Source organism: Rhizobium sp. 01N447_2 (genome assembly GCF_056399245.1).
In genome coordinates this window covers 120,540-132,843 of sequence record NZ_JBFTQY010000014.1, presented here as the reverse complement: position 1 = coordinate 132,843, position 12,304 = coordinate 120,540, and the positions used below count along the sequence as shown (strand labels likewise).

The 12,304-nt window shown below is 58.2% G+C and carries 10 protein-coding genes and 2 pseudogenes; 6 read left to right on the top strand and 6 right to left on the bottom strand.

The genetic code is table 11. The annotated features are described in order from the left end of the window. Positions 1 to 9 precede the first annotated feature (9 nt). The 3 genes and pseudogenes from AC1ECN_RS11675 to AC1ECN_RS11665 all read right to left on the bottom strand — a co-directional run. Positions 10 to 315 carry a hypothetical protein gene (locus AC1ECN_RS11675; RefSeq protein WP_027689248.1) on the bottom strand — a complete coding sequence of 102 codons (306 nt, stop codon included), beginning with the start codon at positions 313 to 315 and terminating at the stop codon, positions 10 to 12. Between the two features lie 118 nt (positions 316 to 433). Then, the gene (locus tag AC1ECN_RS11670) at positions 434 to 1,861 is read right to left on the bottom strand and encodes a mannose-1-phosphate guanylyltransferase/mannose-6-phosphate isomerase (protein ID WP_018074644.1); all 1,428 of its coding nucleotides are present in this window, start codon (positions 1,859 to 1,861) and stop codon (positions 434 to 436) included. 51 nt (positions 1,862 to 1,912) lie between these two features. Further along, a pseudogene (locus AC1ECN_RS11665) lies at positions 1,913 to 3,325 on the bottom strand (phosphomannomutase); the annotation flags it as partial. Positions 3,326 to 3,562: 237 nt separating this feature from the next. Between AC1ECN_RS11665 and ung the strand changes: the two are divergent. From ung to AC1ECN_RS11650, 3 genes are all read left to right on the top strand, one after another. Further along, positions 3,563 to 4,264, top strand: coding sequence for a uracil-DNA glycosylase (ung, locus tag AC1ECN_RS11660; RefSeq protein ID WP_027689247.1), 702 nt, complete (start codon positions 3,563 to 3,565; stop codon positions 4,262 to 4,264). A gap of 139 nt (positions 4,265 to 4,403) precedes the next feature. After that, positions 4,404 to 5,336 (top strand): VOC family protein, encoded by a 933-nt coding sequence (locus AC1ECN_RS11655; protein WP_130672971.1) that lies wholly within the window; start codon positions 4,404 to 4,406, stop codon positions 5,334 to 5,336. Between the two features lie 11 nt (positions 5,337 to 5,347). Further along, a complete protein-coding gene (locus AC1ECN_RS11650; RefSeq protein ID WP_130662064.1) occupies positions 5,348 to 5,953 on the top strand; it encodes an alpha/beta hydrolase in 606 nt (201 codons plus the stop codon). A 206-nt stretch (positions 5,954 to 6,159) separates the two neighbouring features. Here the strand turns inward: AC1ECN_RS11650 and AC1ECN_RS11645 are convergent, their stop codons facing one another. Further along, positions 6,160 to 6,363, bottom strand: coding sequence for a KTSC domain-containing protein (locus AC1ECN_RS11645; RefSeq protein WP_018446824.1), 204 nt, complete (start codon positions 6,361 to 6,363; stop codon positions 6,160 to 6,162). Between the two features lie 332 nt (positions 6,364 to 6,695). Between AC1ECN_RS11645 and AC1ECN_RS11640 the strand changes: the two are divergent. Continuing rightward, positions 6,696 to 7,337 (top strand): annotated as a pseudogene (locus AC1ECN_RS11640) (TolC family protein); the annotation flags it as partial. Then, positions 7,338 to 8,129 (top strand): metallophosphoesterase, encoded by a 792-nt coding sequence (locus AC1ECN_RS11635; RefSeq protein ID WP_130672969.1) that lies wholly within the window; start codon positions 7,338 to 7,340, stop codon positions 8,127 to 8,129. It abuts the pseudogene before it with no gap. Between the two features lie 119 nt (positions 8,130 to 8,248). On the opposite strand, the gene AC1ECN_RS11630 is transcribed toward AC1ECN_RS11635, so the two are convergent. Both AC1ECN_RS11630 and AC1ECN_RS11625 read right to left on the bottom strand, forming a co-directional pair. Further along, positions 8,249 to 9,577 (bottom strand): UDP-glucose dehydrogenase family protein, encoded by a 1,329-nt coding sequence (locus AC1ECN_RS11630; RefSeq protein ID WP_018073786.1) that lies wholly within the window; start codon positions 9,575 to 9,577, stop codon positions 8,249 to 8,251. Between the two features lie 269 nt (positions 9,578 to 9,846). Then, positions 9,847 to 10,446 (bottom strand): transglutaminase-like cysteine peptidase, encoded by a 600-nt coding sequence (locus AC1ECN_RS11625; protein WP_024319421.1) that lies wholly within the window; start codon positions 10,444 to 10,446, stop codon positions 9,847 to 9,849. A 308-nt stretch (positions 10,447 to 10,754) separates the two neighbouring features. Here AC1ECN_RS11625 and AC1ECN_RS11620 point away from each other — a divergent pair, with 308 nt between their 5' ends. After that, the gene (locus tag AC1ECN_RS11620) at positions 10,755 to 12,179 is read left to right on the top strand and encodes an O-antigen ligase family protein (protein ID WP_024319422.1); all 1,425 of its coding nucleotides are present in this window, start codon (positions 10,755 to 10,757) and stop codon (positions 12,177 to 12,179) included. Positions 12,180 to 12,304: the final 125 nt, after the last annotated feature.

Sequence of the window (12,304 nt, the reverse complement as noted above, 5' to 3'; positions counted from 1 at the left end):
GGGTCTAAATCAGAATCTGGTTCGGCCGCCCTTTTTGTCGATCATCTGAAAGGTCTTGCCGTCGGTCTTCACGTTGACGCAGTCGGTCTTCTTGCTGGGGAACAGGACGCACACCTGGCCATTGTTTATCTTGTAGCCATTCTTATTGCCGTCGCGATATTCGTAGCCGTTCTTGCCTTCTTTCAGTTCGGACGTGCCGGGCAGGTGCTGGCGAATTTCCGACTCGCTTGCCGCTCTCATGCTTGCCGTTTCGGCAAACGCCATTCCCGGCACCATGATTGCAAGAAATCCAGCAAGGACGGTCAGGGTACGCATCAGGGGGGTATCTCCGGTCATGTCTGTCGGTACATCCATTCTACGAGAACCCCAAGAGGAAATTCAACAGCGAGATGGTCGCGCCGGAAAAGGCCCGACCATCGCTCCGGTTGCGATTTTACGTTCTTCCGAACTCATCAACGATACGGATGATGTCGTCCTCGCCGAGATAGGAACCCGTCTGCACCTCGATGAGCTCGAGAAGGATCTTTCCGGGGTTGGCGAGGCGGTGGACTTCGCCGAGCGGAATATAGACGCTCTCATTCTCACGCAGCATCCGCACTGTCTCACCGACGGTCACCTCGGCCGTTCCCTTGACGACGATCCAGTGTTCGGAGCGATGGTGGTGTTTTTGCAGCGAAAGCTTCTTGCCCGGTGTAACGAAGATGCGCTTCACCTGGAAGCGATCGCCGTTGAAGATGGAGGTATAGCCGCCCCAGGGGCGATAGGATGTCGGATGGGTTTCGGTGAATTTCGCGGTGGCGGACGTGGACGCCAGCAGCTTGACCAATTGCCCGACGTTCTGGCTGTCTTTGAGCGGCCCGACATAGACGGCGTCTTCGCTGGCGATGACGGCGACATCATCCATGCCCTGGACGGCAAGATGCACGCCATGCGTCATGACGAGCGAGTTGCGGGTATTGACCACGGTGGTGTTTGCGGCGGCGACGTTGCCGTTACCGTCGCGTGCGCCTGATTTCCAGACGGCATCCCAGCTTCCCATATCAGACCATTTGAAGGGCGAGGGGACAACGGCGGCCTTGGAGGTCTTTTCCATGATCGCGTAGTCGATGGAGATGTCGGGGCTCTTGGCGAAATGGTCGGCGTCGAGGCGGGTGAAATCGAGGTCGCGGCTTGCCTTCGAAACGGCCTTGCTGGCCGCCTTCAGCACGTCAGGCGCATATTCCTGCAGTTCGGCAACGAGTTCCGCCACCGGGAACATGAAGATGCCGGAGTTCCAGTAGAAGCCGCCGGCGGCGAGCATCTGCTCGGCCTTCTCAAGTGCCGGCTTTTCGACGAAGCGCTTGACCTTGTGCGCACCGTTTTTGAGCGCATCGCCGATCTCGATATAGCCGTAACCTGTCGCCGGCTCCGTCGGAGTGATGCCGAAAGTCACGAGCTTGCCGTCGGCTGCGGCATCGCGGGCGATGCGGATGCAATCGAAATAGGTCTCATCGGCCAGGATCTCGTGATCCGAGGCGAGCATCTGGATGATGGTGTTCTTGCCGAACAGCTCGCCGGCAAGCGTAGCGGCGGCGGCCACCGCTGCCGCGGTGTTGCGGGCAACCGGTTCGAGCAGAACGGCGGCGAGCGGGATGGCGAGCTCGCGGGCCTGCTCGGCGACTAGGAAGCGGAATTCCTCATTGGTGACGACGATCGCGGCTTCATAGAGATCCGGATTGGAAACGCGGTCGAGGGTCTCCTGAAACAGCGTCTTGTCACCGACGAACTGGATGAACTGTTTCGGTGCGGTGGCACGGGAAAGCGGCCAGAGCCGGGTGCCTTTGCCGCCGGCCATGATCACGGGAACGATTTTCTGCGTCATAGGCGGGTTCCTTGAAAAAAGCGTGTTCGTCGCATGTTTAGCGGGTGTCTCCGCCCAGTCTCGTATACGGGTCAGCCCGGCGGTCAGAAGATCCAGGGCTGCGGTCTCGCTCTCGGCTTCCACGTAGCAGCGCATTTCCGGCGCATTGCCGGACGGGCGGAAATGGATGATCCTGCCGTCCCTCAGTGTTACGCGAAGTCCGTCGATGTCGGACTTCGCAGCCACCTCGCCGATCGGCTGCAGGAAAGCCGAAAGATTTTCATCGGTGGCACGCAGATACTGCATCAGCGCCGCGCTCGTCTCGACCGGAAAATTCTCCAGGCGGTCGGCGGCGGCAAATGGCAGATGATAGGAGGCGGCAACGGCCGAAAGCGGTTGCTTGCGGGTGGCGGCGAGCGACAGGATCGCGAGCATCGGGATAAAACAATCGCGTGTCGGCAAGGCACGCACGTTCCGGCCGTTGATATCAAAGGCGGTTGCGGTCAGCAGTCCGCCATTGGCTTCAAAGCCCATGACATGATCCTTGCCGGCCGCCACGGCCTCTTCCATGCCTGAAATGACGAAGGGTGAGCCGACGCGGGTGCGCCGCACGGCGAAAGAGCCCGCGGCCTCGATGCCCGAATTGGAGGTAACCGGTGTCACCACCGTGCCGGCACCGAGGAAATTGGCTGCCACAAGGCCGAGAAGGTCACCGCGCAGCGGCGTGCCGGTTTCGTCTGCGACCAGCGGGCGGTCGCCGTCGCCATCGGTGGAGACGATCGCATCGAATTTCTGATCGGAGGTCCAGCCTCTCATCAGCGTGATCGTCTCGTCGGAAACGGCCTCGGTGTCGACGGGAATGAAGCTCTCCGAGCGTCCGAGAGCGGTGATCTCGGCGCCGTAATGGGCGAGAACGTCCACCAGCAGGTCGCGGGCGACGGTGCTGTGCTGATAGACGCCGATCTTCATACCGGCAAGCGCGCCTTGCGGAAGCAGCGCCGCATTGCGCTCGAAAAAGAGCTGACGGCAAGCGGCTTCGTGGTCTTCCGTCTCGGCCGGTGCTTGCACCACCGTTTCACCGGTTCGTTCGATCTCGGCTGCCAAACTGGTGATCGCTGCCTCATCCGACTTGTCGATCTCGCCATCCGGGCGATAGAACTTGATGCCGTTGCGGTCCGCCGGAATATGCGAGCCCGTGATCATCAGGCAGGCGGCGTTTCTTTCAAGACCATAAAGAGCGAGTGCAGGTGTTGGCACATTGCCGCAGTCGAATATCCGGAAGCCGAGTGCGGCGAGTGCACCGGCGCAATTTCCCGAAATTTCAGGGCTCGAATCGCGAAAATCGCGGCCGATCAGAATGGCATCGCCGGCTTTGGCCCTGCCGGTGCCGAGCAGATATTTGCCGAACGCCGTGGCATAAAGGGCAGAGGCATGGCCCTTTAGATCCACTGAAAGTCCGCGAAGGCCGCTCGTGCCGAATTTCATTTGAAGAGATGCTCCGGTTTTACCATCAAGGTTCTACTCAGGCCGCCCGCCGGCGTAAATACCGAAGCTGTCATATAGTTAAACACGGACGACGATGTTTCGAGCAGGCTTTTACAATCTTCACTCGCCGAGTTCGCAAGACATAGACCATCGCCAAGGCGACAGGCATTGCAGCCTATATCGATTTTGCTAGAACCGTGTGTCCGTTGTTTTGTCCTATGCGAAGGATTTTCCCAGATGAGCGATACATCCGTCAGTCTCGAGGAGAGCTGGAAGGCTGCGCTGGAGGGGGAATTTTCCAGCCCCTACATGCAACAGCTCAAGTCTTTCCTCGTCGCGCAAAAGCAGGCCGGCAAGCGGATTTTCCCCAAGGGCAGCGAATATTTCCGCGCCCTTGATCTGACGCCGATCTCCAACGTCAAGGCCGTCATCCTCGGCCAGGATCCCTATCATGGACTCGGGCAAGCCCATGGGCTGTGTTTCAGTGTCCGGCCGGGCGTGCGCATACCGCCGTCCCTCGTCAATATCTACAAGGAGATGGAGACGGATCTCAGCATAGCGCCGGCACGGCACGGTTTTCTCGAACATTGGGCAAGACAGGGCGTGCTCCTGCTGAACAGCGTGCTGACCGTCGAGGAAGGGCAGGCAGCGGCCCATCAGGGCAAGGGGTGGGAGCGCTTCACCGACGCCGTCATCCGCAAGGTCAACGATGAATGTGAATCCGTCGTCTTCATGCTCTGGGGTTCCTATGCCCAGCGCAAGGCCGCCTTCGTCGATACGACGCGACATCTCGTGCTCAGGGCGCCACATCCCTCGCCGCTTTCGGCCCATAACGGGTTTTTTGGCTGCGGGCATTTTTCAAAGGCGAATGCCTTTCTGCAGTCGCGCGAGCGCACGCCGATCGACTGGCAATTGCCGGCCAATCCGCAGGATTTCTGAGTTTTCCTGAACGCTGACCGCGGATCGTTCACAAAAAGAAGACGATGCGTTGTGGTCGGCGGGTCTATTCCGCGGGCGCCGGAAAGCGCATTTATGGCCCATCGAAAGCCCGCAACGGCGGGCATGAAAGGGGTCTCAAATGCTCGATCAGATCAAGGGTCTGCACCACGTCACGTCGATGGCGCAGGACGCCCGCACCAACAACCAGTTTTTCACCAATGCGCTCGGCCTGCGCCGCGTCAAGAAGACTGTCAATTTCGACGCGCCTGACGTTTATCACCTCTATTACGGTGACGAGACCGGCACACCCGGCAGCGTAATGACCTATTTCCCGTTCCCGAAGATGGCGCAGGGTCGTCCCGGCACAGGCGAGGTCGGCACGACGGTGTTTTCCGTTCCCAAGGGTTCGCTCGGTTTCTGGAGCGATCGGTTCAGCACGCTTGGTATCGACGGGCTGAAGGCTGAGGAAAGTTTCGGCGAGAAACGCCTGAATTTTTCCGGTCCCGACGGTGACGGTTTCGCGCTTGTTGAAGTTGAGGACGATAACCGCCAGCCCTGGACGCATGGCGGCATCAGCGAGGACCTTGCCATTCGCGGCTTCCATTCCGTTGCCATGCGGCTGCGGGACGAGGGCGCCACGGCCGAACTCTTGAAGTTCATGGGCTACGAGGTCGCTGAAGAAAGGGACGGCGTCAAGCGGCTGATCAAGCCCTCCGGCAATGGCGCCCATCTCATCGATCTCGAAACCATGCCGAACATCGCCCGCGCGCTTCCCGGCGCCGGCTCGGTTCATCATGTCGCCTTCGCCGTCGAAAACCGCGAGAAGCAGCTCGAAGTGCGCAAGGCGCTGATGGACACGGGTTATCAGGTCACGCCGGTGATCGACCGCGACTACTTCTGGGCGATCTATTTTCGCACGCCGGGCGGCGTGCTGTTCGAGGTCGCGACCAATGAGCCAGGTTTCGACCACGACGAGGACACTGCCCATCTCGGCGAAGCCCTGAAACTGCCGCAGCAGCACAACCATCTTCGCGCGCTGCTCGAGCAGCACCTGCAGCCGCTCGAAGCGTAAGGAGAGGCGATATGACCGAAACTGGATATGTGCACCGGCTGCATGCCGGTGCACCTGATAAACCTATCCTGCTGGTGCTGCACGGCACCGGTGGCGACGAAAACCAGTTTTTCGACTTCGGTCGGCGCCTGCTGCCGGAAGCGACGATTCTCTCCCCGCGCGGCGATGTTTCCGAACACGGCGCGGCGCGGTTCTTTCGCCGCACCGGGGAAGGGGTCTACGACATGCCCGACCTTTCGCGCGCGACCGAGAAGATGGCTGCCTACGTCAAGGCATTCGCTGACGAGTACCAGGCTTCCAAGATTCTCGGTTTGGGATTTTCGAACGGTGCAAATATTCTTGCCAACGTGCTGATCGAGAAGGGTATCTTCGATGCCGCGGTTTTGATGCACCCGCTCATTCCGTTTCAGCCCGAAGCCCAGGTAACGCTTGTGGGAAGAAAGGTGCTGGTGACGGCGGGACAACGGGATCCGATCGCTCCCGTCTCCATGACCGAGGCGCTGTCCGAACATCTGAAAAACCGAGAGGCGGAGGTCAGGGTGGTCTGGCACCCCGGCGGTCACGAAATTGCGCCGCTCGAGATCGATGCGGTCCGCGATTTCCTCGGCAATTATTGACCGCGCGCGCCGCGGCAGCGCCGCGTCTTTTTAGACGCGCAAAGGACGCTGTAGCATTTTGAAGTGCAACATAATTTGTCCTTCAATCGATTCCGATTCAAGGAATTATGCAAGTAGCTGGCGGGAGACTGATTTGCGGGACCGGCGAATGCCGGTCCCGCATCTTTGCTGGAACGATGATACCATCGTCCGTTCTCGATAAGGCATTAGGGACGGGGAGGATATTTGCCCCTGATTGCCTTCATATAAAAATTTCCTGGCGATTCCGCCATCGTCAATCCGACGACGACACCCTTGGGAACGCCTTCATATTCTCGCCTCTGACCGTTGGTCAGATAGACCCTTAGATGCCGGCTGTCTTCGTCGTAGGTGATCGCCTCGATAAGCTTCGAATCAACCGCAGTTTCCACTTTGCACCCCGCAGTTTAGGATCTGAGATTCCTGATCAAGAATGTCATTCACGCTCGCAACGCGCCATCATTATGCTGCGCCGCAATGGCGTCAAGCGTGATCTGCTTTAACGTTCATTTTTTCCTGCGGTCTCTCGTTATAGTTGATTTTTGCAGCTTTTCGAAGGTCACGCCTGTGGAAATCCAATACCTGTGGCTCCCCCATTTGGGGAATATTAGCCGATAATGTCGCGAGAAACGCAATAATCGCCGGCTTAACGCCGGATTAATCATCATATAGCAAACTATAGCGTAATATTAACCGCAGCACCCTCCCAAGCATGAATGATTACATCCGCAAGGCGGAGCGTGACCTCGCCGCTGCAACGGCCAATATCGGAGCTGCCGAGTCGCAGCTTTATCCGAGCATCACTCTCAGTGCTTCGATCTCGCCGTCATTCATAAAACAAGCGGGTAGCGCGGCCGGTGGCCTGACCACCTGGTCCTTCAGGCCGACCCTCAACCTGCCGATCTTCGATGGCGGACGGCTGCGCGCGAATGCGGAGATGACGAGATCCGGTGCGAAGGTGCAGTATCTCGTGTGGAAGCAGACTGTTCTGACCGCCCTCGAAGAGGTTGAGCGCGCGCTATCATCCGTTCACCGCGACGCGCAAACCGTTCAGGCGCTGCGGGCGCAGGTCAGGACGACGCAGGAGACTCTTGCGCTTTCGATCGGGAGCTACAAGGATGGACAATCATCCTTGCATGATGTGCTGGATGCGCAGCCCTCGGTCGCGACCAGCCAGGCGAGCTTGGCGCAGGCGGTGCAGCAGATGGCGAAGGATTATGTCGTTCTGAATATGGCAATCCGGTTACAACTTCGATGGGGCCGCGATCCGGCCAATTTTCTTATGCAGACTGAGCCTCATGCCGTGGCAGCGATGGATAAGAGATGGATTATTTCCGGCAGCCCGCCATTCAGTCGGGTCTCATAAATGGGTTACATGTTTAACTATCTAGGGCCGTGGCGACGACACATACCGATACTGGCCGGCAACCTTAACAGACGCGCTCGGCTGACGTTTGCCGAAGGCGAATTCGCTGCGGTCTACGCGATGAGCGATGTTCACGGATGTTATAACGAGCTGGTCGAGGCGCATCGCCGCATCGTCGAGGATGCCGCGCGCTTCCCGGGGCCGAAACTCATCGTCATGCTCGGTGACTATGTCGATCGCGGGCCTGATTCGAGTGCGGTGCTGGAGTTCCTGAGCAAGACCCCGCCGCCGGGATTTCAGCGCTTCGTCCTGTGCGGCAATCACGACGCGGAGCTGGTCAAACTCTACCGCAAGCCGGCGCGCATTCTCGAATGGCTCGGCTTTGCCGGAACGGAGACGCTGCACTCATACGGTATCGACATCGAGCATCTGCTGCAGTCGGCGGCCGGAAGCGAAACAATTGCCCGCGTCATCCGCAACATGATACCCGAGCGGCATATCAAATTCCTGGAATCGCTGCCGATCATGCTGCGGATAGGAAGAGTCGTCTTTGTTCATGCGGGCATCAAGCCGGGCATCGACCTCAATAAGCAGAAAGACAGCGACCTCATGTGGATCCGTCAGCCCTTCCTGGATGAAGGCCCGCAGCTCCCTGTCCTCGTGATCCACGGGCATACCCCGGCGCGAATCCCGACATTCGGGCCGCAACGCATCGGTATCGACACTGCGGTTTCGGCGACGGGCCGGCTGACGGTGCTGACGATAAAGGGGACGCGGGTCGGCATCCTTTAAATCGGCGAGCATGGGGTCGTCCGAAAACCACTGCACGCTTTGGCGCGACATGCTTTAAAACCAAACGCCGCGGGATTTGCTCCGCGGCGTCAGGACGATCAGATGTTCAGGAGGCTATCTCAGGCGCCGGTCACGTCCTGATAAAGGTTGGTGCCGATGCCGGTATAGGTAAAGCCGTGTTTGCGGACCTCGTCGCTGCGGTAGATATTGCGCAGATCGACCAGGATCGGAGTGCGCATCGACTGCTTCAGGCGATTGAAATCGAGCGCGCGGAACTGGTTCCATTCGGTGACGATGACAATCGCATCCGCACCAGCTGCCGCCTCGTAGGGTCCGCTCGCATATTCGATGTTCTCGATCACCTTGCGGGCGTTTTCCATGCCCTCGGGATCGTAGCCGACCACTTGCGCGCCGTTGTCCTGCAGGGTCTGGATGACCGCGATCGCCGGGCTGTCGCGCATGTCGTCGGTGTTCGGTTTGAAAGTCAGGCCGAGGATCGCGATCTTCTTGCCGCGAATGTCTCCGCCGACGGCCGAAATGACTTTGCGTCCCATCGCCCGCTTGCGGTTGTCATTGATCGAGATCGTCGTCTCGATGAGACGCATCGGCGCGTCGTAATCCTGCGCCGTCTTGGCAAGAGCAAGCGTATCCTTGGGGAAGCACGAGCCGCCGTAACCCGGGCCGGCATGCAGGAACTTGGAGCCGATACGGCCATCGAGACCGATGCCGCGCGAAACGTCCTGGACGTTTGCGTCGACCCGCTCGCAGAGATCGGCAATCTCGTTGATGAAGGTGATTTTCATCGCGAGAAATGCATTGGCCGCATATTTGATCAGTTCCGAGGTGCGGCGAGTGGTGAAGACCAGGGGTGCCTGGTTGAGGTAAAGCGGGCGATAGACCTCGGTCATGGTTTCGCGTGCCCGGTCGTCGTTCAGCCCGACGACGATACGGTCAGGACGCTTGAAATCCTCGATGGCGGCGCCTTCGCGCAGGAATTCCGGATTGGAAACGACGGCGACATCTGCCGCGGGATTGGTTTCGCGCATGATCCGCTCGACCTCGTCACCCGTGCCGACCGGCACCGTCGACTTGGTGACGATAACGGTGAAGCCTTCCACATAGGTGGCGATCTCGCGTGCAGCGGCGTAGACATAGGAGAGATCCGCGTGGCCGTCGCCGCGTCGGGACGGTGTGCCGACAGCGATGAACACGACGTCGGCGCTGCGGACACTTTCGCCGACATCGGTCGAAAAGGACAGCCGGCCGGTGCTGGTATTTTCGGCGACCAGTTGCTCGAGACCCGGCTCGTAGATCGGAATGCGGCCTTCGCGAAGGGCTTCGATCTTACTCAGATCCTTGTCGACGCAGATGACGTCGTGGCCGAAATCCGCAAAGCAAACGCCTGAAACGAGGCCGACATAGCCTGATCCAATCATCGTGATGCGCATATTTCCCTCAAATCATTAGAGTAGAACGTCATGCTGCGTCGCAGCATGACGTTCGTCATAGTTAATCTGGACGAAAAGACAATACCGAAGATCGCCTGAAACCCACATCGAAAATCGAACTCCGGGCACCGCAGCTTGCCGCGCGCTGCCCCGTCGATAGCCAAAACATAGGTTTGTGTGGGCAATATGACAAGTCGAGCGGCTCGTCAGAGCCGGCTCGACTTCAATCCGGAAACAGGATCAATCAGTCTATGTCGCTGCCTCGGTTGTTATAGCCGGTACCAGACGTAGGGGTCTGTTCCCGATTGAATCTTGTCCCAGCGCAGATCGGTATCGCGCCAGTTCTTGATGCTGCTTTTCCTGTTGTCGAGCACGAGGTCGCCCTTGTCGGTTCTGACCACGAGGACCGCATGTCCTTCACCGGAGGGTGTATATGCCGTTGCGATTCGCAAAGCGCGCGACGACCAGCCCATCGCGATCAGCCGACTGCGCTTGGTCAACGCGAAATCTTCGCAATCGCCGCTGCGAACATTCACCTTCCAGACGTCGCCATTCAGTTCGTTGCGGGAGTCGTTCCGGCCGATCATCGTACGATTGACGGCGGTGTTGACATCCTTTAGTTGCAGCATTTGCTTGTCCGTCAGTGCAACGACCGCCAAACCATTGTTGTCGCGGCATTCGGTCGGGTTCTGGGCGCAGAACAGCACCTGGGCGAAAGGCGGAATGATCTTGCCTTTTTCAGAGATATAACTGACCGCCGAATTACCGGTCAGACCGCGGGCAAAACCTGCGGGACCGGCGGCAAATGCCGAGCACGCATTGCCTGCTGTAAGGGCCAGTGCCAGAAGTGTAACGAAAGTTTTCTTCATCTCTTAAATCCCCGTCAGGACAACCGATTGAGATCAGGCTTGCCTTTTTTCTCGGTCAATGGCATGGCGATCTGATGATCTGCCAAGTATTGGGCGCAGAATATCTGTCCCGTTTCTGCTGCTTGGAAGGAGCATAGCCGGGCCTTGTCTCGATTGGCTTAAACCTTTCGCGACAATTTTAAACGATGTGGAATTCTGTTACACTTTAGCACGCAAGTGCTTGATGTTCAACTTATGTTAGTACGAGTAAATTAATCTCTTCGGTTGCAATGGCTTTGGTCGCCGCCTACTCTGGTAAACGAATTCACATGTTCTCCAACCTCATCAATAAGCGGGTCTTGCGAGAGGTTTTGCTTTTTGCCTTCATCGGCCTCGTTATATTGACGCTCATACCGTTCGGGAGCGTTACACCCTTTCCTTTCGCCTTCGCCGCGATCGGGATGTTTGCCCTCGCCATCATTTCGGGACTGCTGTTCGGAGAGCCGAGACAAAGCAGATGGGTTTTCAGTATCGCTTTGTTTCTACTCGTCGTCCTGGCGGGCTGGGCGTTCATCCAAACCATCGAACTGCCCGCCAATTGGTTGGCGAATCCCGCCTGGAATGCCGCGCGTGACCTGGCAGGTGCCCAGTCCGCGGCGATCTCGGTCGAACCGGCCGACACGTTCGCGTCGATCCTCCGGGTCGCCCTGCCTTTCGTCACGTTCCTGACCGGGCTCCTCTTATGCGATACCGATCAGCGCGCGAGAAAAGTGCTTGCCGGCCTCGGGCTTTCGGCGGGCATCATCGCTGTTTTCGGCCTGCTGCAGTTTTTGCTGTTTCCCAGCATCCTGATCGTCATCGAGAAACATGCCTACCTCGACAGCCTGACCGCGGTCTTCGTCAACCGCAATACCGCCGCGACCTTCCTCGGGCTTGGAACGCTGCTCATGCTGACCCTGGTCAGGGACATTGCCCGTGCCTATTCGAACTATCCGCCCGGTGAGCCGGGCCGAAACGCGCTTCTCTTGCGATCGTGGGTCTATATCCTGCTCTTGTGCGCATGCTTCACCGCGCTGATGCTCAGCCGCTCGCGCGCCGGGATATTTGCGACCTTTGTTGCCGCTCTCATCTATTTTCCGTGGCTTGTCATCAATTGGAACGGCTCGAGGCGTCATCTGAGACCGGCGTCAAGATGGCGTTCGATGCTGAAGCTCCTCTCGGCGATTGGTTTCATCGTAGTGTTACTGACGATGTTTGCAGGCCAGGCGATTTTGCGTGCGCAAGAGCGGCTGCTCGAGGATGATGATCGGTTTTGCATCCTGCCGGGCATATGGCGTGCCATTTCGGATCATTGGTTGACGGGAACCGGGCTCGGTACCTTTCGGACCGTGTTTTCTGCCTACCGCGATCCGGCCTGTGGAATTTTCGGGATCTTCGATCGCGCACACAATTTCTATCTCGAAGGGTTTCTGGGCCTCGGAATATTGTTCCCCATTGCGGCCGTCCTTGTCCTCTCGGTACTTGCAAGAGTGTTTTGGCGCGGGCTCGTCCAAAGGCGGCGTCTGAGGCACTATGTTCTTCTTGGTCTAGCGGCGACGGTTTTGGTCGCCCTTCATGCGGCGGTCGATTTTTCGCTGCAGATACCGGGTTTTGCGGTGTTTTACTCCGCCTTCCTCAGTGCGGTTGTCGCGATAAGCCTCGGGCGTAGCAACGGAGAGGCGGACATGGCATATGAGCGGCCGTTAACCACTTAAAGTTTAAATGGATGGATTTTAATAAGATTTTCGGAAAAGATCGATTGTGCAGGTGCGAACGGTTGACTCTGAAACCCAAGAAATTTTATAGCGGGTGCAGCCTTCGGATTGTTGCGGCGCAAGAA